The sequence below is a fragment of the Bradyrhizobium sp. CIR48 genome (assembly GCF_014198315.1).
In the GTDB taxonomy this organism is placed as follows: Bacteria; Pseudomonadota; Alphaproteobacteria; order Rhizobiales; family Xanthobacteraceae; genus Bradyrhizobium.
Genome location: NZ_JACIHG010000017.1, coordinates 145,462 through 167,808 on the forward strand (window position 1 = coordinate 145,462; position 22,347 = coordinate 167,808).

Below are 22,347 nucleotides of genomic sequence, written 5' to 3' on the forward strand. Positions count from 1 at the left end.
TCGTCAGCCCCGGACAAGCCCGGGCATGACGAGCTTGTGGTCGTGACTGCTAAGCGCCCGCCACCACCGGTGCGAACACCACTTCGATCAGCGTGCCGGAATTCCCCGCGCTCTTGATGTTGAAGCGGGCGCGGTTGGCTTCGACCAGGGCCTTGGTCAACGACAGGCTCAGCGCCGAATTGTCCGCGGCGTCCCCGGGCGGCGGGGTGCGGAACGGCTCCATCGCGGCGGCGACTTCGCGTTCGGAGAGGCCATGGCCGGTGTCGCGGATGCGCAAGCAAATCTCGCCGCGGTCGGACAGCGCGGTCGAGACGATGACCTGGCCGCCGGCGCTGGCCAGCCGGATCGAGTTCGAGATCAGGTTCATGGTGATCTGCCGCATCGCGCGCGCGTCCGCCGTGACCTGCGGCAGCGCATGCGCGAGCGAGGTGCGGATGATGATGCGCTCGCGATTGGCCTGCGGCTGCATCACGGTCACGCAGGCTTCGACGAGGTCGTTGAGGCTGAGGTTGGCGAAGTTGAGATCGAGCTTGCCGGTTTCGATCCGCGACAGCTCCAGCAGATCGTCGATGATCGCGATGACGCGCTCGCCGGAGGCGCGGATATCCTTCATGTATTCGCCGTAGCGCTCGTTGCCGAGCGTGCCGAAGCGTTCGGAGATCATCACCTCGGCAAAGCCGATGATGGCGTTGAGCGGCGTGCGGATCTCGTGGCTGATCCGCGCCAGCATGTCGGCCTTGGCGTTGGCCGCGCTGTGGACGAGGTGGCGGGCCTGCGTCAGCTCGCTCTCGCCCCTCTTGCTCTGCGAGAGATCGCGGAACACGGCGAAGAAGTTCGGGCCGTCCGGCCGCGTGCGGCCCATGATCATCGCGAGCGGAATGACGCCGCCCTTCTTCTCGCGTCCGAGCACCTCGCGGCCGTGGTCCAGCAGGCTCGAAATGTCCTGGCTCTTGAGGCTTTCGAGATAGTCGGCGACGATCTGCCGGCTCTCCGGCGCGAACAGCGTCGCCAGATTCTGCTCGAGCAGGTCGGTGCCGTCATAGCCGAACAGCGCCTCGGCGCTGCGGTTGCAGGCGTGGATGTTGCCTTCGGCATCGAACATGACGATGCCCTCGGCCGTGGTGTCGAGGATCGCGGCGAGATCCTCCGCATCGGCGTCGCCGGCCGCGGATTCGAGCTCGGGCGCGTAGGGGAAGGATTCGGCGACGATGGGCTCGACGACGACGGTCTCGGCGATCGAAGCCGCGACGCTGGGCGCCGGCGGCAGCGCGCAGATCAGCGCATGCGCGCTCTCGCCGTCCCAGTCGATCGTGTGCAGGTGCGCCTCGGTGGTTGCAAGCGGCTGCTCGCCGTTCGCGAGCGTTGCGCTGATCGTGACAGGCGTGCCGGCTTGCGAGGTGCTGCTGGCCGAGGACACGCCGGGCTCGACATAGAGCGCATCGAGCCCGCCGGCATTCTCCAGCGCGTTGATGCCGGCATAGCCCATGCGCGCGAGGAAGGCGGGGTTGGCATAGAGCAGGCGGTCGAGCCGGTAGATCAGGATGCCGGTCGGCAACAGGTCGAGCAGGGTGCGGTCGCGCGCGCTGGCGCCGCGCGGCGGCGGCGCGGGCTCGCTCAGCCATTCGGCCGCAGCTTGCGGCGGTGAGGGCTCCGGCGCCGGCGGCTCGGTGAGGGTCTCCGCCACGGGCTCGGAAGCTTCTGCCGCGATCGTCTCGCGCTCGCGTTCGAGCCGTTCGGACAATTGCCGGGCGAGCTCGTTGAACGCGCTATTCTCGACCGGCGTCAGCGTCGGCGATCTCTGATCACTGGGTGATCTGACATCGCCGTGCGGGCGGAACGGCACGACATTCGGAGGGGTTTCGACTGGCGTTTCCACTGACGTTTCCGGATCGGTTGGGTGTGAATTCGCGTCGCTGGTGGGTTCGGGCAGTTCAGGTTCGGATGCTGGCTCGGGCTCGGCTGCGGGCGGCTCGATCGGCGGAGGCGGCGCCTCCGCGACCGGCTCGGCCTCGGGCTCCGGCGCGACCAGTTCGGCAGACGGGCCGTGCTGCGCCGGCGGTTCGGTCACCGTCTCGAAGCGCCTCAGCGCTGCGAGACGATTGAGGCCGTCGAGATCGCGGCAGACGCCAAAGCCCTTGAAGCCGGCAAAGTTGCGCGACTGGTCGTAGACCGGCAGGCCCGCGAGCTCGACCGGCAGATGCTCGCCGCCGTCAGCCGGCCAGTTCACGGTGATCCCGGCCCAGGTGTCGTGGCGCGCAAGCGCCTCCGCGACGCGGCCATCAGGGTCGAGCGAAAAGTCCTCGGCGATCTCGCGCCAAGGGCGGCCGAAGCCGGCGGCAGTGCGCGCGCCGATCAGGCGGATGAATTCGTCGGAGAGAAGCACAAAGCGGCCCTCCGCATCCATCTGCCAGAGGAAGCGCAGCGGATGCTGACGCGGTGCGGGCGGCTCTTGGCCCGACGATTCCCGGCCAGACGATTGCTGGCTCGACGGTGGATCGACCATGCCGGGAGTGATCGGCGCAGCCTGCGGCGAGACGATGGCTTGATGCGGGTTTTCAACCGGAGTCTTTGGCGCGATGTCGGCGGTTTGGTCCGGCGTTTCGTGAGCTGGTTCTCGAACGGGCTCTTCGGCCTCGATCGGCTCGGCGAACGCATCGAACAACGAGATCCCGGCCGATCCGTCCTGCGACGGTGGCGGCTCGCACGGCATGGCCGCGGCCTGCTGCGCAGGTGCAGCCGGCGCTTCGTTTGCGGCTTCCGCCGCGCTCTCGGGTACGGAAGCTGCGGGTGCTGCCTGCGTGGCCGGCTCGATCAGCGCGACAAGGCCGACATCGGCGCCCGTGCCGACCCGTTGCAGCACCATCTGGCCGATGCCGATCGGCGTTTCGACGCGGCCCGCGCGAAGCGCATCGCTGCGCGCCTGTTCGAGGCCGGCCTCGCCGAGATCGCGGAAGCCGAGCAGGGAGCGGGCGGCCTCGCTGGCGCCGACGAACAGGCCGTCGGGCGCGAACGCCGCCATCGGCATCTTCGCGCCCTCGACCAGGCGATGCAGCCGCTCGACCAGCGGCATGGTGCGCAAGGTCGGGTCCATCGCAGTGACGAGCACGGCGTGTCCGCCATCGGCAAAGTCGAGCCGGGCGCAGGCGCAGGTCATCAGCGTGCCGAGCCGGGCGCCGAAGCCGCGCAGCCGTTCGAGCCGCGCGGTGCCGTTCGCCGGCAGCTGCCGGGCGAGCCGGGCGACCTGGCGGCGATGGCTGTCCGCCGGGCCAAAAATCCGCTCCGCGAGCGCTGCGCCATTCGCCGCGCCGAACAGCTTTGCGCCGACCGGATTGGCCCACAGCACGCGCGCGCCGTCGGTGGACCACAGCCAGGTCGCGAGCGGCGAGGTCGCATGCACGGCCAGCCGGGGATCGCCCACACCTCGCAACTGGAAATCCGAACTCGTCATCCGACCGGCTGTGTCTCACGCTTGAAGCTGGCGGCTGCCGGGAATGACAGCCTTAAGAAAGGGTTAGTATTGCCCGCGCCCGCGGGCAGGTCCACGGCCCCGGTCCCCGGCGGCGGCCCTAAGCCGCGATAACCTTAATCAGCCCGAACCCGCAAGCCGCCGCCCGGTTCATCCAAGGGATTCGAAGAGAGGCTGATCGTCGGCCGGCGTGACCTGACTCGGTATGCGCGTCGAGAAAGGTGCATTCCGTCCCCCTTGTGGGGGAGGGTTAGGGAGAGGGGTAGCCCAGCAAGCGGTGTCAGTTATTGATGAAGCACCCAAGCCGGTGCGCGACGGAAAGAGTCCCCGTGCGGCACCCCCCTCCCTGCCCCTCCCCCACAAGGGGGGAGGGAACGGAGAGAGCGGAGCTTGTGGTCAGACTCGCCAACTTCACCCACCCCCTTACCTCAACCCCCGGTTCCCCGATCCCGGAACCTCGCCCTAACCTAGATTAAATTATCGCGGCGCACCCTGCCGCCGCATTGCGCTGCACAATGTTGACATGATAGGCAGCCATAATCCTGGGCGCTGGGCGAGCCATCTCGTTTGTTTCGCGTTTCCAGTCTTTCGTACCCGCTCAATGTGTGACGGCCCAGACCGGGGGCCGGCGGGCGCGCCAGAAGGCTCACTCCATTTTTCATTATCGTGAGGGACAACCATGACAGGTGCGACTGATCCGTTTTCTGCCTCGATCATTCCGTTCGAGGTGCCCGAGCAGATGCGTGCGTTCGCCGAAAAGGGCGTGTCGCAGGCCCGTGAGAGCTACGCCAAGTTCAAGGACGCCGCCGAAACCCACAACGGCACCGTCGAGGCCGTGTTCACCTCCGCCAGCAAGGGCGCGAGCGAATACACCGCCAAGCTGGTGGAATTCATGAAGGCCAACAGCAACGCCCAGCTGGACTTCGCCCAGCAGCTGTTCGGCCTGAAGTCGCCGGCCGAAGCGATGGAGCTGTGGACCGGCCACACCCGCACCCAGCTCGAGACCTTCCAGTCTCAGGCCAAGGAGCTGGTCGAGCTGACCCAGCGCGTCGCCGCCGAGACCGCCGAACCGATCAAGGCCAGCGCCTCGAAGTTCTACAAGCCCGCCGCCTGATCCGGCAGGTTGGTTTGAATTTGAGAAACCCGGGCCGAAAGGCCCGGGTTTTTTCTTCGCCTCTCCCGCTCTTGTCCGCCGAAGCCTTGGCGAAGGCGGATGCGGGAGAGGCCGGCGCCGGGCGATACGAAGCATCGTCGGGCGACGGGTTGAGGGTTGTCTCCGCCCGGGGAGTGCCGCCATAAGCGGCAGAGGCAGCGCAGCACCTGGATGGCCGTGATCAAGCCCGATTTCCTCGCACCGAACGTGATTTCAGCCGGTTTTTCGTCGCTCTGCGGCCTTGCCAAACCGGGCCGTTGCACCTAGTTTCCGCCCCGTCCAGCCCCCTAGGTCGACGGCCTTTTCAGGTAGCCCCGAGGGCGGCTCGCCAGGATGCAGTTGTAGCTCAGTTGGTTAGAGCGCCTGTCTGTGGAACAGGAGGTCGGTGGTTCGAGCCCACCCAACTGTACCAACAAAATCAAGCAGTTACGGAAATCATCGAAGGCTCGCGGATTGTGGTAGCTACCACATAGCTACCACGAGAGCGCTAGTGCATTGCGCTCACTTACCCCATCCGGCAACACGTCGGAGAGAAGGCCGGGGTGAAAGATCAGGTTGCCGATATGGTGACTACCAACCTCGATTTCGCGCGGCTTTGCTCTACGATGTTGGCCCTCTCGGCCGATGAGGAAGGCGGTAAGCCGGAGCCCGGTCTCGAGAAGCTGATCAGCTGATCAACGAATGCCGGCAGATCAACGAGGTCAGGACGCGGGTGGTCCATGGATTGTGGGTGGCCGGAACGACCAGCGACCGCTTGATCCACACCTCACGCGACAAGATGACCGCGAGGATATTCTTCGACAAGCCCGGCGATCTCGACGAACATTCGGAGCGGATGGCAGACTGAGACAGGAAATCACGCACGCGATCTACGGCCGCTGGTTCGGCAACATGGCTTAATGCTGGCGCTGGTCAGGAAAGCGGCAACGAGACGGATTGGTAGGCATGAATGACTCTCTCGTCAAAGCCATCGCATCTGCCTGCCTCCGTTCGATTTCGACGACCTATAGGTAAATACCGTGAGTCGCGAGCTACCTGTTCGTCCGACAATTTGGCTTCTTGGCGCGAGCTTCCTAGCAACTGCACTGCCACAAGCCGCAGTTCGGTGGCACGACGTTCGGCACTAGATCCTTCAACGTTGATAATTTAGAAGTTTTTCCCCTAGATGTTTCATGATGCCTTCGACAGCGCGCTCGTTAGCTAGTTTACGAGCGTTCTCCGGACTGGCTGCATCTTTCAGGCAGGCGTAACCTCGAATAGTCTCCCCAAAAACCGGATGCCCGTCTGGTGCATTGAGCGTGTAGCTCAGGACAGCCACGCTGTGAGGATCGCACGCAGCGTAGCCAGACATATTGGAAGCATATGAGCCTCCCACATCGAGTACGTAGACTTCCGACCGATCCGCGGTTGCCGGTGCCAGAGAAACGCTCTTCAAATTGCTCTGGATCGCAGGAGGCACAAGGCTTTCCAATTGGCTAGTGCTGCTGCTGCCGCTGCGAATCTTGACACGTATCGTGATTGGTCCGTCGGGAGGCTGAACCGTTCTAGCCAAACGAAAGCCATTGTAAACATTCCGGATGCTCGGTAGTTCGCCGTGCCGCATGGTGGATGTGATACCTTCGGAACTGTTGCTCCATGAGCCGCCTCGACGAACGCGGGAACAATTTGGTGATTCAGGCGCACTAGCTCCATTTGAAGGGGCATTAGTGTAGCTATCGGCATAGCAGTCTTGCACCCACTCCCACAAATTGCCGTGAAAATCATGGAGGCCAAATGCATTGGCAGGAAATGAGCCGACATCGACGGGGTGGGGCTCCTTGTCCATCCCAGGATATGAGAAATTCTGGCCGCCCTGGCGTGCAAACTGTGCTTGTGACTGGTTGATTACGGCACCTACCGAGTATCGCGTCGTTGAGTTGGCGCGAGCGGCGTATTCCCACTCGGCCTCCTTCAGCAATCGATATCTAGCGTCGCTCTTGTTACCGCGCCTTTTATTCAACCATGGCAAATACTGCGTGTTGATGTCGTCCCAAGACACAGAATGGACCGGTTGCTGACCGCGGCCCCAGCTTGTTTCTGGTTTGTAAGTGCAGCCACCATCTTCCAAGCAGGCATCCCAGTCAGCGAACGTCACTTCGAACTTGCCTACGGCTAGATGATAATCGATCTTGACCGTCCCAACCGGCTTTTCGTTGGATTGACCGTCCTTTGAGCCACGTTCGTAAGTGCCTTTCGGTAGCACAACCATGGGCATGCAAACCTGCGTACTTTTAGATGTTGTGAAGCAATCTCGGAATTCGCGGCGAGCGGTGTCACTCGGATTGAGACAGGCTTTGCCCTTGCCCAGAATGTCAACTTCGATATCAGCGCAAAGGGGCGGCGGTTGCTCTACCTTGCTCGTTTCCGAGACAATCTGTTTCGACGGTTGTACGGCCGTTTCGGATGAGGACTGCGGCCGTAACTTCTGCCACTGCCACCCGAGGATGAGCAGCGCTGCGATCGCAGCGGCCGCGCCCAAGCTCGCTTTGGCGATTTGAGATTGCAATTTGCGCTTGGATAACGTGTCTTGACCGTGATCACTGCCGGGACGGGTTTGATCGAGTCTTTGCGGCGGTGAAGCTGGAAGCACTCCATTGGATAGTGGCGGCACGAAGTATTCCTTGCGCCGGCCGAACGCGCCGTAGAGCCATGGTTCTTGAGCTCCATTGGTGGCGGCAAGCACGTCATCGTGGACCTCAGCGAAGATGTCTTGGATGGCTAGCCCCGGCTTCTCGATGTGCGCCAGCAGGGCTCTCGTAAACGGGCTGTTGCCACCCTCATCGCCGTCAGAAGCGACCGTACCGTGTTTGGCCGAATAAGCGACTAGCACATTTGCTGGTTCAATGCTGCGAAGGCCACCGGAAGTGTCGCGGTTTCTATACAAGCGAGCCTTGAAGGGGTTGTTGCGGCAGGCATCCAAGATAACAAGGCGAAGTCCTGCGGCTCCCTCTACGGCCCCCAATGCTTGGGTAAGGGGTTTCGTTTCATATTTGGCATCGGCCGTATGGGCGAGCCTGGCATCGACGGGAATGAGGTAGTTCTCGCCGTCAATCTCGATACCATGACCAGCATAGTATATCACGGCCTGTCGGGCGCCTTTGGCAAACCGCTCGACAGCAGCCAGAGCCCGGCCGAGCCGTCTGTCATCGAGGTCAAGCAATGCGCTGACGCCCGGGGCTTTGGAATCGACGGTAAAATCATCGCCAGCTTTTCTGACACCAAAAAATCCGAGGCGAGTCAGCGATAGAGCAATACCGCGCGCATCGTTCGGAGGATTGGTGAGAATGTTGGCATGCAAATAGCGACTGTTGCCGATGACAAGCGCGATTCGGCGCTCGGACACCTGAGGCGGGATGGAAGGCAATACATCGTGAAATGGACGATCCATACCGAACTATCCATCAAACGCACGACTAGGGTGGTGCAAACACGCCAGGTGTACTCTGCCAGACCGCCCAGCTTACGGGCTCATTCGGTAGTTTCGTCAACAAACGACTTCGGCCTTGGCTCTTTTGCTCCCCAGCCTGATCCCAATATTGCCCGCCGAAAACGCGTACGGCCGCCCACAATGCTTTGCGCACGGGGACGGCCACATCTAATTCGGCCATCGCCACTTCAAAAACTTTATCTGCCACGGCTCGATCGCAATCTTGCGTCCAGTACAGCCAGTCATGAAGGATTGCCGCGTGGCCATGCCGGCCCACCGGTTGCACCACCCAGCAGAAGAAAGTTGGAATACTGGCGAGGTCAGTGACGAAGCCCACGGGCACAGAAACACTGCGTGGCAACTCCGCAGGAGCGTCGATTGGTGGAGTCCAATGAATCGGCTTCGCGATCGCAAAGTAGTCCATATCTCGAAATGGCAGAAGGATCGAAGCAGTCATGCTTCGAACGTTTGCGCGCGGATCATAATTAATCCAGTCCGCAACCCAGTCCTTCTTCGAGCGCTGTTTGCCAATTGGGACAGAGAGCTTTGGGGCGAAGTCCGTCGGCGCAAGCTTGTCCACGGTGCGTCCCATGATATAGAGCTTCTGCTCTAGATCTGCATGACTCCGAGGGGTCCCATCGTTGTCATGAATAGTCTCGGCCAGCTTCAAAGTCACGGTTATTCGATCTGGTTGCTTCTGCCACGCCTGCAGGGCGATCTGCGCGCAAGCTATAATGAAGCTGGCAATCGCCATCACGTCGGAAAGGCTTACGTCCGGCAGTGTAATGCCGCGAGAAGGGGCAGCAGCAGATGCTGCCTTGACAGCCGCGTCGACGTCAGGTCCGAGATCAGCTGCCACTAATCGCGCCAGCTCGTTGCCATCTACCCCTGTCACACTCGCAGCCCCATCAAAAGTCAGAGACAATGAAAGCGCGCAATAGGCGCGTGAACTGCAATCAATGAGCTAGTTTATCACAATTGCGGCCTAGAAGCGAGTACTTCGGTCGTAGACTGTCGACCGGCCTTGTTGATTTTGCTGCGCTTTCGTTCGAAACCGATCACGCTCGCGGCGTTTCGTTCGCGCTTTTACTGGTGCGACGTCGTCCCAATTGCTGGAGCGAATGTTAGCCGTGCTCTGGTCTTGTTATTCGGCGGAGAAGTCCCTAGCTGTGCAAGTCTTGGTTAGGCGCTTAATTCGGCGATGTTGCGGAACGTGATGGTAGGAGAATCTTCGCCCAGTCAATCTCAGTGAGGTCGGACGATGGTAATGCGGCCTCGTAGTCGCGCAGATCGGCGCTGCTCGGATGGGCTTCCACAGCGAAAGCGATTAGCTCGCGCGCGCGAGCGTCGCTTCCGGCTTTGCGGTTGAGTTCGGCTAGGATCAGGGAGAGCGCAGACTCCATTACAACTCCAATCTTTGTTGCAGATGTCGTGTGGCGAACCCTGAAATACGTCTTGTGCAACTCCTCCATCTCTACCAACGACCACTCCAACGGATGCCCGGTAACGAGATGCGCCACGAAACTCTCGATGGTCGGAGAATCGAAATCGGACTTGTACTGCTCAAAGAGTGCGGGCCATTGCTTGCAATGGAATTCTGCCCCAGTGAGCTGATGAAATAGGAAATAGAGCGTCAGCATCGGCAAGCGCTGGCTTGCCTTCGACAGACCAGGAATCTGCTCTTCGGCCATGTTCAGAATCGGCCGAAGGTCGGTAAGCTTGGCGTCCTTGTGTTTCAGCAGCATGGCGGAGGTGATCTGCTGCAAGAATCCGCCGAGCCGCGTTGGGGCGCTTCGGTGGCTAAAGCCTCCGGTCGACGCCACCCAATATTCTGGCGAGAGACTTACGTTCACGATGCCCGGAAGCTCCTTTCGATAGTCGAAATTTTCGCGCTCCACGGTAGGGCCAAGCCATACGAACTGCATGATGATATGGCGCGCTAGTCGCGATAAACCAGCGAAAGACAAGGCAGGTTTGCCATCAATATCCGTGGCCTCAGGGAAGCCTTGTATGGTCAGCTCGCGAGGAACATCGCGCAACGTATGCACGTAAGCGGAACGGAACGTGTAGGCCTGCTGAAGCGCGATCGCGAGATCCGGTTTGCCTATTGGTCCGTGGACGCCAGCGGTCCCTTCGCGAAAGTAGGATGAGTCCACGTGTGCAATGGCAAAATCACGAAACCGGCGCGCCATAGCAACATGCTCGCTAGCCAGGACGGCCTTGCGAACACGATCTGCCACATCATCTGCTGCGCCGTCGAGCGCCTTGTCGATGGCGCTCCGCTTGCGTGCATCATAGTCAGCCCACTCCGCCACGTGACCATCGAATGTCTGTGCGAGGGACTCAATCGAGGTAACGAATAACGTGTAGGCGAGATTGAGATCATCCGCGATACGATGCGATCCAATAACAAATTGGCGGATGGAGCGCATGGCTTGGGCAAAGCGCTTGCGCTCAAGCCCAAGCAGTTGAGTCATAAATGCTGATAGCGCGTCGGCGTCGCCGTCTTTGCCGTGAAGGTCCTTATCGAACATGCGCTGAATGAAGCGACTTGGCACGGCCTCCACGCCGAGGCTTGGCCGCTCCTGAGACAGGAGCCGGCGCGTGAGATCAGGATCGGGAGTGCACGTGACATTCAAGAAGAAGGAAATGACGGCCGCGAAATCGTTGATGAGGTCATCCCCGAGCGTCGCGACAAAGACCCCTGGCTTACCCTCCGGATACTTTTCCTGCTTTTCCAATATCTCGCACGTAAGGGTCCCAAGCGACTGCAGGCCCGTTGATGGAAAAAGAGTGCCAATGAGGGTCGTGATTTTTTCGCCCCGCATGACGCGATAATTAGTGTAAAGGATCGCGCGATGAAGTGTCTCGTATCGCTCACCCGGGACGAAGAACTTCTCGGTGATGATCTGCAGCATACGTCTCGCCTAGCTGCCGGTCGGCGTTGGGGGCGCTGTAGCGGCCGCGGCGGCGGCATTCTTTCGTGCGTCGTTAACGAAGGTCAGGAATGCGTCGATCTCATCGGAAGCTCCGGGCGTGCCCGCGTAGCGGTCGAGTTCCATGGAGTATGCGATCAGCAAGCCGTGGACGAGGGTCGTGAGGCTTGGTCTGCTCGCACGTAGCGAGTGATTTAGGGTGGACCACGTTCCGTGGAGGATGCGTGACCGATCCCTCACCAACCCCTGCGCAAATTGCTCGACGGTAATCTGGGATTGTGCGTTGATGAAATCGGTACCGCTTAGCCCATAGAACGCTTCGATGGCCTTTATGACGCGTGCTTTGCTGCCCTTGGTGCTTTCCGAGCGCAGCAGAATCTCAATTGCCGTCTCGAGCTTTGGGACGGCGATCGTATCAAGAGGCTCTGCCAAGCCTTCGTGAAACCAATACGCCGCGTCGGGCCATGGCATTTCAAGCTTCGAAAGTGAGGCCGCGCCATCGACAAACGCGGCAACCCGACGTCCCGCCGTCTCCAGCACCGCCTTTGCTTCCGAGAGCCTTTGATCGAGGAACCCGGGGCCGAAGGCGCGTCCAGGCTCGGAATTAGTGGAGGCACTCGAGATCTGGCCGTTTGAGCGGGAAATCGCTTGGCGAAATACCGGCATAGTTCGGCCGGTCATCCGCGCGATGTGCTCGCCCTCTTCGGGAAGGCAGAGTTGCAGGCTCGTAAGCGCGAGGTCCGCCGCAAGATCTGCAACTTCCTGGGCGCGCTCCTTGGTTCGTCCATCGAGTTTGACCGTGGCCATCCAATTCGCACCGGAACGCGCGATCTGCTCGGCGACGGGCCCGAACGTCACCTCGTACAATGACCCTGATACAGCTTGAGCCTCGGGTACGAAGTCTCGAATATGTTTGAACGCAACCGGACCGATCGAAAATGGCTTGGCGTCCCAAGGGGAAATGACGCACGGAATGAAGAACTCGCGCTGCGCGATTTCTCCCTGGAGCCATGTCAAGAGCTGCTGCTCGATCGAGGCTAGATCGGCAGCCTGAACCGCGACGTTCGCCCGGTCGCGGAAGTCGACCATGATGATATTCGCTAGTTTATTCAGGAAGGATTCGAATGTCGTCGCCTTCTGAAAGGGACCTCCTGTGAAGATGGTCTCCGCCAATTGGTCGAGGGCCATGGCAGCTTCCACGCGTATGCCAATTATTCCCTCAGGCCCTATCAAGCCCCTGTGGAGCCTCAAAGCCCGCAGGTCGACGGGCGTTATTGGAGCGTCCTTCCTGGGCTCCCGGTGGAGGTGCTGCACAACGTGCTGAAGCAAGCCAATTGGTGTCGTGGGATGGGTCATCGAATATCCGAACGCGAATTTGAACGAACGCACCAAAATCAGCTTAGAAGGCTCGTTCCAATGCGAAGACGTGGACTACCTTCTAAGCCGCATATTTATAAAACATACGAAAAATCAAATGGTTACTCCTTGATTTGATTGTGGATTGAGACGGATTCGTCCCATTCGTTCCGGAGCTATCTGCCACATGAGTTGCTCGGGATCCATCAACGCGACAATCAACTTGAGGTCGAATCTTACTGTACAACTATCCTGGGCATCGCGGGATAGGCTTTGATGGATGGATTGACTGACATATTGGGAGCGGCGACAGCTCTTGTCGGCGCGGAATATTTTCACCTACCCGTCCATGGCGGCGGACCCGTCTATCGCGAACGCGTCTATTGCTACGAGCTTTATCACCAGATGCGCTTGCGGTGGCCGAACGAAGGTCCCTTTCGCCTGAACGGTGAAGTAGACAAGGCCGCGCATCCCATCCTGTCAAAGCGTGGGGCGAGCCACGCCAAGCCTGATCTTTTGGTTCACGGGCCCGGAGACATGGGCCTCAATCACGCGATCATAGAAGTCAAATCGCTGCGGGCGAGCGGCGATGGCATAGAGAAGGACCTCAATACCCTCTCCTTGTTTCGGAGAGCAGTGGGCTATGAACGAGCTATCTATCTTATCTATGGAGGCGAACGCCTCGGCCGCGTCTTCGCATGGATCGACCGGTTGGCGGGCAGGATACCGGACTTGCCTGTCGTTGAGGTCTGGGCGCACCAACAGGTGGGCAGACCGGCAGAGAACCTCTTCAACATTGGTCGGCCGTGACCAGATCCAGCCTCACTGATCCGCGGGCCCGAGAATCTCTCGCTTTGCAGAGGCGCAAAAAGATGTGGACCGGCTGGGCGGATGGTCGCGGGAACCGGTCGATATCGCCACATGTTGCCAACCAACATTCCCATGAGGGCCTTCTAGATCATGTTTGAGATCACGCGTGACGACATTGCGGCCCTGAACGACGAAGATTTGCGCACGCTGATTGGCCGGCTTTGCGAGGCCGAACTTCGCCGCAAGGACTTGCCGGTGTCTGCCGTCACGTGGGGCGGCGACCAGACCGCCAAGGATGGCGGGCTCGACGTACGCGTTGCACTCGCGCCCGGTACCCATATTGAAGGCTTCGTCCCAAAGGCGGCCACGGGCTATCAAGTCAAGAAGCCGGATATGCCGGCCGCCGAAATCATAAAGGAGATGAAGCCCAAGGGAGTGCTTCGGCCCGCAATCGAGGAACTTGCAGCAACCTCCGGCGCCTATGTCATCGTGAGCTCGAACGGCTCGACTTCCGACTCCGCCCTAAAAAGCCGCCGCAAGGCCATGGCAGACGCCATGCGGGGTTGTCCGGATGCTGCCAAGCTTCATCTCGATTTCTACGACCGCAACCGCGTTGCAAGCTGGGTCCGAGAACATGCTGGGCTGATCCCATGGGTTCGGTCGCGGATCGGCAGGGCGTTCCGTGGATGGCAATCCTATGGCGGATGGTCGCCGGTACCGGCAGGTGCCGACAACACGTACCTTCTTGATGACAAGGCCAGCATCAAGACCGGACAAAAGGACGACGACGCTGACGGGGTGACCGTCGTGGACGGCATCAACCGCATGCGGGACGCGCTCCGTAACCCGGGTCAGGTCGTCCGGTTGGTCGGATTATCCGGCGTCGGAAAGACCCGGCTGGTAGAAGCGCTTTTCGACCTCTCGATCGGAGCGAAAGCTCTCGACCCGTCACTCGCGATTTATACCGATACAGCTCATGAACCTGACCCGCAGCCACGTGGTCTTGCCTCCGACCTTCTTGCGCAAAGGACACGCGCAATTCTGGTCGTCGACAATTGCCCGTTTGATACCCATCGGCAACTCGCCGAGGTGGCGCGCGTCGATGGTTCGACGATAAGCGTTATCACAATCGAATACGATATTCGCGACGATCAGCCCGAAGGAACGGACGTCTTCTCGCTGGAAACGTCGTCACTCCCTCTCATCGAAAAGCTCGTGCGAGCCCGATTTCGGGACATATCACAAATTGACGGCCGCACGATCGCTGAATTCTCGGACGGCAACGCCAGGATCGCGCTCGCCCTCGCAGGAACCGTGAAGAAGACCGAAACCATTTCGGGTCTGACCAACACCGAGCTGTTCACGCGCCTATTTCAGCAGCGTCACAGCTACGATGCCAACCTTCTTCAGATCGCCGAAGCCTGTTCGCTAGTCTACTCGTTTCAGGGAGAGGCCTTGGAAGGCGAGAACGCAGAGCTACCGATACTCGGCCAGCTGATTGGAAAATCCGCTCAAGACGTATTTGCCGCAGCCGCTGAGCTAGAGCGACGCGATCTTCTCCAGCAGCGACGGGAGTGGCGAGCCGTTCTGCCGCATGCCATAGCAAACCGGCTCGCGAAATTGGCGCTTGAGAACATTCCTTATCCGCTCATTGAGTCCGCAATCGTTGAAGGTCCCTCCGAACGCCTGCTTCGCTCGTTTTCGCGGCGCCTTGGCTATCTCAACGACAGCAAGCAGGCGCAAGACATTGTGCGTGGCTGGCTTTCCAAGACCGGGCTCCTCGCCGATGTCTTGGAGCTAAACGAACTCGGACGCGCGATGTTTGCAAACGTTGCGCCAGTGGCCCCAGAAGCGACGCTCTCGGCCCTCGAGAATGTGTTTGGGAATGCTGAGCGGCTCACGCTTCTGAGGGGAGGGCACTTCATCCGCTTGTTGCATTCCCTTGCTTATGACCCGCCTCTGTTTGAGCGCGCGGTTCGGCTGCTTATCGCGTTCGCGGGCGTTCTTGAGGAAGGCAGCTTTGATGGAGAGGCCGCGAGGGCCACGACGCCCCTCTTTTATCCCGCGTTTTCCGGCACGCACGCCCCGCTTCCCATGCGCTTGCCTGTCGTTGACCGGTTGTTGAAGTCAGATAAACCGGTCGAGCAGTATCTCGGCATCCAGGCCCTTGAAGCACTGATGACCACGCACAACTTTGCGCCCTATGGCCAGTTCGAGTTTGGAGCGCGGTCGCGCAACTATGGCTATCACCCGAAAAGTGGCACGGAAGCCGGCCGGTGGTTCGAGGATGTCCTGAGCTTCGTAGAGCCATTTGCGCTTGGCGACAGCCCCATCAAGGCCCGCGTGCGCAAGGCGATCGCTCATAAATTCCGCTGGCTCTGGACTCATGGCGGTCGGTACGAGGCCCTAGAGCGGATCGCCAAGAATATCGCCGGAGGCGGCTTCTGGCGCGACGGCTGGGTCGCTGCGCGTCAAACTCACCACTACGACAGCAAGCGCCTGACTAAAGAGGCCGCCGAGCGACTTACGCGCTTAGAGGAGTTTCTCCGGCCGAAGGACTTGGTCAATCGCGTGCGCGCGATTGTCCTCGGCGATCGCAGTGGGCGCCTCACGCTGGACGACCTTGGTATCGACGATCAACCAGCCGTAAAGGCGTCCGAGCGTATGAGGCGATCCAACATCGCCGCCGAAGAATTGGGCCGGGACGTTGCCATGGACGATGCGGCGTTTTCCGATCTACTTCCTGAGCTCGTCAGCGCCTCAGGAAATCTGGGCGAGTTTGGTCGCGGTCTGGCACTCGACGCTCTCGAGCCCCGCCTTCTATGGCGCCGGTTGGTCGATGAGGTAAGTCGGACCGATAACGCCAATGTTCGAGTACTCCTCGGCTTTCTGAGCGGCCTCGAAGCCCGAGACACTGCCCAAGCCAACGCCCTACTCGACGAAGCTCTTGACGATCCGATCTTGGCTCCATGGTTGCCAACGCTACAGACAGCCGTGACCATTGATGACAAAGGTGTCGCTCGGCTGCAGCGCGCCTTGGATCTCGGCAAGGCGCCGATCGGCCAATACTTCAGTCTCGTGTATGGCGGCGTTTGCGAGCCGATTCCGGGCCCTGCGTTTCGCGACCTCGTCCTTGCCATCGGCGCCAAGCCCGACGGAAATCGCATTGCGCTCGAAATTCTCGCTATGCGTCTGCATTCGGACGCAACAGCGAAGCGCAAGCCGTTGCCGGAGAGCGCCGAAGCGGGCCGCCAATTGCTGCTCGACCATCGCTTTACCCGCCGAGGAAATGCCGCCGATTCCGACGACTATCGCTTGGGCCTTGTGACGGCAGCTTCGCTCACCGGGCCGGAGGGGGCATCAGTTACGCGCAAGTTATTGCGCGACTTGAAAGAGGCCGTTGCAAGATATGATGTCTCGGCCGGCGAGCAGGACGACCTGCTCCGCAGTCTGTTCAAGAGGCAGCCTATCGCGGTGCTGGATGAGCTCGCATCCGGCGACGAGGAGGACCGGCAACGGAGTGCCCAGCTTGTCCGGGAACTGCTGCATCAGCAAAACCCTTCAAGCGTAGTTCCTGACGACGTGTTGCTTGGCTGGTGCAAGACCAATCCTGCCCTGCGCTACCCATTTGCCGCGGGCGTGGCGCTGCTCTACTTGCGTCCGAATGATCAGTCGCCGGATGAATGGCAGCCTATTGCCAAGCTGCTGCTCGAACGGGCTCCAGATCCGGTCGCCGTATTCGAAGCCATGGGCCGGCGAATCTGGCCGACGAGTTTCGATGGTTCACCCGCCTCGAAGTTCGAATCCCGGATGCAGCTTCTGGACAAACTCGAATTGGGTGACAACGCCGCTCTCCGCGCGGCTGTCGGCAAGTACCGCGGAGAGCTGGCTGACGAAACGGCGAGGTGGCGGCAGCGAGAGCTGGAAGAGGATTTGGAGCGCAGCGCGCGCTTTGAGTGATGCTGGCTGGCAGCCGAGCGATAGGATCGTGCGCAACGCGGCATCGCGCACGGATCCTATCGAACTACTCGCAGGAGCGATCGCGCCGCGCGGCTGATCGACGAAATGCTGCATAGAAACGCCTCGATCGCCGCATTGCGGTGTCCGGCGCCCTCGAAAACTTCGAATATCCACCCCTCAGCAGCAGCAACAACTCTTTCCTGTGCGGCGGGTGCGGCACAGGCCGCGTGTTCGCTACGTGAGAATTTCCTGAAGGACATGCAGTGCAAGCCGGTTGGAACTGGATGTCACATCGTACCCGACCGGCGGCGCGGTGGTTGCTGCCACGCGCTCCATTTCGCGCGCGAAGAAGGCACGATATTTGACCCGGCCGTTGCTGCTCCCACCCGCAAGCGCGAGAAGTGAAATAGCGGCAGATGCTGAAGGAGCGCCGTCGACCGCCTCGATCAGGCTGTCCCCGATATCGGGGTTCCGCTCAATCCGCCGCAGCAAGGAGGGGGTCCAGTACGCGCAATTCCAAAAGATGGTGTCGTGCTTTGCTTCTTCGAGGAGCCAGAACAGCGCATCGATGATTTTGTCTGCCGTGCTGACCGCCGATAGGACCTTGAAGGCTGCCGCAAGTTCGACCGCCTGTGGGGAGCCGCGCTCCTTCAATAAGTTCACGATGTCGGGCTCATGCCTTCTCAAGGTGACTTCAGCCAAGGCGGCCGCGGCGCACGAGCGGGCAGGGTCCTCCTTGAAGCAATCGATAACCTGCTGCAAAAGCGCGGGATCGCCTGAGAATTGATCGGCAAACAAATCGGCAGCGACCATGGCCGCCCAAGTATCGGCATTGGTCTCGCCGTAGCCATGTCCATGCGTCAGCACAATCGGCATGATCAACTCGCGCAAGCGATCGCTTTCGGGGCGAAACCGGGCCACCACCTCGATGTGATCGTGCTTCGTCACATGGCGTGCCGTGGGAATGGTCGCGGTCATCACCTCAAAGACATGATCCGCATTATCGATACCAGGGTTGAGAACCGAAAGGCAGGTCTCCGCCGAAAGCTCCAACCGTTCCAGAACCTCATTGTCACCGCCGAGGGCTGTTGCGAAGCGCCCCCAGAGCGGAAGCAAGCGCCGAAAATACCGATCATCCTTGCTCATCAAAGAAAGAGATCCGATCCGGATCGACCGTGACTGTCCCTGGCGGTCCTTGGCCGTCGCAAATGCTCCGAGCCTATCCGCCATGCCAAGCCCAATCACGCCGGCGGCCCGCCGGTGCTCATATTCGGGCCCGATCGCGTCGAGTTCTTCGACGAGATAGCTTTCCTTGTCCTTATCGAGACTGCCCTTGGTGATGTTCACCTCAGACCAGCCCATGATGGCCGTTCCGCACGCCGCGCCATCGGTGTCAAACCGCGCGCGATCGAGCAGCGCGAGTGCGGCATCGCCTGATTGCGCCGCTGTCTCCACGTGGTTGATCAATGTCAACCGGGCCGTGGTGGGGAGCGGAGCTACGGCAGCGAGAACGCGCGCACACATCTCGGGATCATTGCCAAAATTGTGCGAGATCGCCTCAATATTCCCGTCGCGCCGCCCAAGTTCGGCAATCGCAAGCTCACGTATTTCAGGACGGAATCGGAACGTGTTTATCAGCTCGCGCCGCCACATGTCGGGATAGAGCGATTGTTCGGTCAACGAGTCCGCCTCATAACAAGCTCTGAAGAGTTCCTCGTCGTCCGGTGCCACGCCAAGCTTTCTTACACCTTTGACCAGTATCTCGGCTCGCTCAGGCCGGCTCGCAAACGCGCGGAGAATACCCGCGCGGATGGCGGCCCTATCGTCGATTACATCTGGAAGATATTCGGCCACATAGGCGATCTTTTCAGGAGGACCATCGAGCACGGCTTGAAAAGCGGCCAATACCTCCGGGTCGGCTTTGCCCCACCCGTCCACCAAGCCATGCGCCGACCAAAAAGCGAGCGAGTGCTTCTCCTTGAGCGACGTCAGCAGCTTCTCTTTTACAAATGGCAAGGGAAGCGCTCTGCTGATGTGATATGCCACGTGTTCAGAAAAGCGTTCCTTGTTCAGGTGCGCTTCGATCAGCGCGATGTTTTCCTTGGACCATGTCACCTTCTCGGTCGAAATATTCGAGTGCGCAAAGAGATCGTGGAACGCATAGTCGCGCGACAGTATCTGGGACAGTGTCGGATTGATGAGGTCGTGCGTCGGATCGACGGCGATCAAGCTGCCGACAAGCGAAGTTTGATCGTTGTAGCGCGTTCCATTTCTGAGCGCGTTTTCGATGTGAGCAATGACTTCCGCCTTGTACTTCTTGCCGAAGTAGCTAATGAGGTCGGGTGCAGGAACGTCGCTTGAAAAGCGTTCTTCCCGGCTGAAGGCGATCGGCGCAAATATCTCGAGATCGGTGAGGTCGGCCTCGTCCTTTGCCGTCCGAATGCGGATGGCCTCGATCCGGATCCCGTTGTCCCCACTCTCCCGAAGGTCCTCGGCGATCGCCGCTACATCGGCATCCCCCTTCCATCCAAGGCCAAGGGCGACCAGCGATGCCTGCACTGTGTCCGCCGATCGCGGCCTTTGCAGCAACTGTAGCAACGCATCTTTCGTGCCTTGATCGCCGCCCGCGAATTCGGCCAAGACCTGCGCGCTCTCCCTCCAGACATAGTTGTTTTCGCCGGCAATGGTCCGGAGCAGATAGGGCATGCAAGCCGACCGCATGGCCTCGTCCCATTGGCGCATCCCCCTGACCGCGGCTGCACGCCCAGAGCCGTGAAAATCCGGGATCCATTCGGTGAGCTTTTGGCGGCATTGGACGAATAACGATTGCGAAAACAGTCCATCGGTGACGGCCGAGAGCAACTGCCGCTGCCGTGCGCCCCAGGCGAAGAGTTCCGCCTCGGCAAAAAGCGTGCCGGCAAGGCGCCGAACGGTCGGAAGGTCATGCGAGAAGTCAGCGAATACCGCTTCGGTTAACAAGGCATCGCGGACGGAACGCTCCGCAACACCAGATGTCGCAGCCTCCTCAATAGCCGTCAGCAACTGCCCCACTTCCTGCTCGTTCGTCTCCAGATACAGAAGGTAGAGGATCGGTTCGCTCCACACCGGTTGCGCGGCACGAGCCTTGATGAACGCAATCCGTTCGGCAAGTGAGAATTGGTCGACTTTGCGGGCTACGAGATATTCCTGCAGGAGACGGTGCAGGAAGCCGATCGTATCCGGCGCCTTCTTAACCAGCAGCCCAGCGCTTTCCTCGCTAAATGAGAACACGGTTCGCGCCGAGGCTTCAGCCACGTCAAGATTGGGGTTGCCGGTACGGTCAATGATGATGTTCGCCGCTCTTGCGACCGCATCGGTTTCAAAGCCGCCATCGGCTACCGAACCAGGCAGATCACCTGCATGGAGACCGTAAGCGAAATCTTCGAGAAGCCTGTCGCGAAGCCTCGTATCGAGCGGAGCCGCTTTGGTTTCCACCGCATCCTTGGCGCGGCGCTTGGGCTGATGCTCCAAGAGCTGGTCGACGATCTCTTTGCTGGCCTCGAAACGATTGCGCGGCAGATCGCGGCCGGCTCGGTGGAGCTTGAGGAGCGCCACGAGAAACAGCGGCGTCAACGAAAGACGCGCGATACCGGCGTGCTTGGCAAGCGCGGTGGCGAAGTTCTTCGCCCGGTGCCGCGCCTGCGTTTCGACCACGGCGTCGGCCGCGTTCGATCCAAGGTCGCTTCGCTCCAGTATCCTGTACCAGAGCAAAGCGAGGGCATCGCGCTTCGGCTCAGATAGCGGCGCCAACTGAAGCCGGGTCCAGTTCCCTCCGATGGCGCTCAAGGCCTTCATCCCGTGTGGCCTCGATGTGGCGATGACAGGAACATTGCGCATTTCGGCGAAGGTCGTCAGCCCAGCGACCACGGTGTCCGGCGCGGCGCTGCCGCGCGCTTCATCAAGACCGTCGACGAGGAGGATAATCCTTCTGGTGGCGAGCACCTGCCTCATACTCTTGGCGAGCGCCACGTCGTTCTGGGCGGCAATGAAGGCGTGAACGACATCCTCCAGCGGTGGTGGATGATCCTTGCCTTCTGCCATGCGCGCCCACAGCGCGAACGGCACCCAAACCGGGATGTAACCGGCATAGTGGTTACGCACCGCCTCGATCTCGGGCGTCTCCGCGAGAATGTCGAGAGCAAGGTATCGAAGCAGGGTCGTCTTACCGGCACCGGCCTCCGCCGTAACGATGGATCGCTTTTCGCTCGCCATGAATTGATCGACAGAGATCGATCGTTCGCGGGAGCGCGGTGCCTGCGGACGCTGCGCCGGCGCGGCCATGCCTTGGTTAGCACTCGTTGCCTCGGTACGGGGGCTATCCCGAGCCGGGGACTCTTGTTGGGCGGTGCCCGGCCCCTGATCGATGGTCCTGACATTCATGACAAGGTCTGGCAGCACGTAGCGCTGCCCGAGCTTTGGGGCCGGGATCTGTTGACCCTCCTTGTCCTGCCCGGCGATAGGCAAGCCTGGATCTACGGTAGCAATCCATGCGGTGTAAAAATCGCAAAGCTGCGTCCGCAAGGCGTCGATATCAAAACGGGACAGACGCGCCGAGAGTTGCGCGGCAACGTCACACCCGCAGATGACCTCAACCCAAGCTCGACCAAAGAAATCATCGATGATCTCCGGCCCGTCTCGCAACTGCTCGGTCAGCTCGGTCTGTCCAACCGGCTCGAAAGCAATACCCTTTGCATCGAGTGCTGTCCTTGCCTCTTCCAGCGCGTCGATGGCTCGAGGGTCCTCATTGAGGGGACACGCCAGCGCGAGAACGAAACGCGTCGCCTTCTCCGCCCACTCATGCTTGAGGAAATAATCGACGGCGCTCTTAACCTGGGTCGGCCCAAATTTCTTGTGGCGCTTGCTTTGCCAGACCTCAAATGTGCCGTCCTTCATCCGCACGAGAACGTCGATGCCGCGCTGCGCGTGCCCCGGGCCGCCATAACACCAGGCCTTCTCCACCGCACCGCCACGCTCGGCAAGCTTGCGGCACAGGCGCTCGAAGTTCTCCCACGGGATGCCGAGGAGCGGGAGCGCATCGACCTTGGCCTGAACGGGCGGCGCGGGCCGCGCGCCGACCGGGTCTGCGGTGAGCCAGCGAGGATTTTCCTCGCGCAAGGGCGGCGCAGGCTTCTTTTTAGGCTCTCGGGTTGGCTTTTTCGAC

10 protein-coding genes and 1 tRNA gene are annotated in these 22,347 nt (G+C 60.5%); 5 read left to right on the forward strand and 6 right to left on the reverse strand.

The window, feature by feature from the left end:
- Positions 1–49: 49 nt before the first annotated feature.
- Complete coding sequence (locus GGD66_RS37805; RefSeq protein WP_183261711.1) at positions 50–3,448, reverse strand: PAS domain S-box protein; 3,399 nt, start codon at positions 3,446–3,448, stop codon at positions 50–52.
- 697 nt (positions 3,449–4,145) lie between these two features.
- Between GGD66_RS37805 and GGD66_RS37810 the strand changes: the two genes are divergently transcribed.
- The 3 genes from GGD66_RS37810 to GGD66_RS42120 all read left to right on the forward strand — a co-directional run bounded on the left by GGD66_RS37810 (position 4,146) and on the right by GGD66_RS42120 (position 5,293).
- Positions 4,146–4,580: a phasin gene (locus GGD66_RS37810; RefSeq protein WP_091958388.1), complete on the forward strand. Its 435-nt coding sequence runs from the start codon at positions 4,146–4,148 to the stop codon at positions 4,578–4,580.
- Positions 4,581–4,954: 374 nt separating this feature from the next.
- Positions 4,955–5,031 (forward strand) — tRNA-His (locus tag GGD66_RS37815).
- A gap of 130 nt (positions 5,032–5,161) precedes the next feature.
- Positions 5,162–5,293, forward strand: a complete 132-nt coding sequence (locus tag GGD66_RS42120) for a hypothetical protein (RefSeq protein WP_283814513.1) — start codon at positions 5,162–5,164, stop codon at positions 5,291–5,293.
- 458 nt (positions 5,294–5,751) lie between these two features.
- On the opposite strand, the gene GGD66_RS37820 is transcribed toward GGD66_RS42120, so the two are convergent.
- From GGD66_RS37820 to GGD66_RS37835, 4 genes are all read right to left on the reverse strand, one after another.
- The gene (locus GGD66_RS37820) at positions 5,752–8,046 is read right to left on the reverse strand and encodes an SUMF1/EgtB/PvdO family nonheme iron enzyme (RefSeq protein WP_183261715.1); all 2,295 of its coding nucleotides are present in this window, start codon (positions 8,044–8,046) and stop codon (positions 5,752–5,754) included.
- Positions 8,047–8,071: 25 nt separating this feature from the next.
- A complete protein-coding gene (locus GGD66_RS42305) occupies positions 8,072–8,944 on the reverse strand; it encodes a DUF1353 domain-containing protein (protein ID WP_183261718.1) in 873 nt (290 codons plus the stop codon).
- 331 nt (positions 8,945–9,275) lie between these two features.
- Positions 9,276–11,003, reverse strand: coding sequence for a hypothetical protein (locus GGD66_RS37830; RefSeq protein ID WP_183261721.1), 1,728 nt, complete (start codon positions 11,001–11,003; stop codon positions 9,276–9,278).
- Between the two features lie 9 nt (positions 11,004–11,012).
- Positions 11,013–12,209, reverse strand: a complete 1,197-nt coding sequence (locus GGD66_RS37835; protein WP_183261724.1) for a hypothetical protein — start codon at positions 12,207–12,209, stop codon at positions 11,013–11,015.
- 444 nt (positions 12,210–12,653) lie between these two features.
- On the opposite strand from GGD66_RS37835, the gene GGD66_RS37840 reads away from it, so the two are divergent.
- Positions 12,654–13,187: a methionyl-tRNA formyltransferase-like protein gene (locus tag GGD66_RS37840; RefSeq protein ID WP_183261727.1), complete on the forward strand. Its 534-nt coding sequence runs from the start codon at positions 12,654–12,656 to the stop codon at positions 13,185–13,187.
- A gap of 150 nt (positions 13,188–13,337) precedes the next feature.
- Complete coding sequence (locus tag GGD66_RS37845; RefSeq protein WP_183261729.1) at positions 13,338–17,147, forward strand: hypothetical protein; 3,810 nt, start codon at positions 13,338–13,340, stop codon at positions 17,145–17,147.
- Between the two features lie 234 nt (positions 17,148–17,381).
- Here the strand turns inward: GGD66_RS37845 and GGD66_RS37850 are convergent, their stop codons facing one another.
- Complete coding sequence (locus tag GGD66_RS37850; RefSeq protein ID WP_183261731.1) at positions 17,382–22,301, reverse strand: NACHT domain-containing NTPase; 4,920 nt, start codon at positions 22,299–22,301, stop codon at positions 17,382–17,384.
- Positions 22,302–22,347: the final 46 nt, after the last annotated feature.

Bases quoted from the DNA above. Each gene is read 5' to 3' on its own strand.
- GGD66_RS37820 (WP_183261715.1), bottom strand. From the start codon at position 8,046: ATGGATCGTCCATTTCACGATGTATTGCCTTCCATCCCGCCTCAGGTG.
- GGD66_RS37845 (WP_183261729.1), top strand. From the start codon at position 13,338: ATGTTTGAGATCACGCGTGACGACATTGCGGCCCTGAACGACGAAGAT.
- GGD66_RS37835 (WP_183261724.1), bottom strand. From the start codon at position 12,209: ATGGCCCTCGACCAATTGGCGGAGACCATCTTCACAGGAGGTCCCTTT.
- GGD66_RS37810 (WP_091958388.1), top strand. From the start codon at position 4,146: ATGACAGGTGCGACTGATCCGTTTTCTGCCTCGATCATTCCGTTCGAG.
- GGD66_RS37840 (WP_183261727.1), top strand. From the start codon at position 12,654: ATGGATGGATTGACTGACATATTGGGAGCGGCGACAGCTCTTGTCGGC.
- GGD66_RS37805 (WP_183261711.1), bottom strand. From the start codon at position 3,448: ATGACGAGTTCGGATTTCCAGTTGCGAGGTGTGGGCGATCCCCGGCTG.
- GGD66_RS37830 (WP_183261721.1), bottom strand. From the start codon at position 11,003: ATGCTGCAGATCATCACCGAGAAGTTCTTCGTCCCGGGTGAGCGATAC.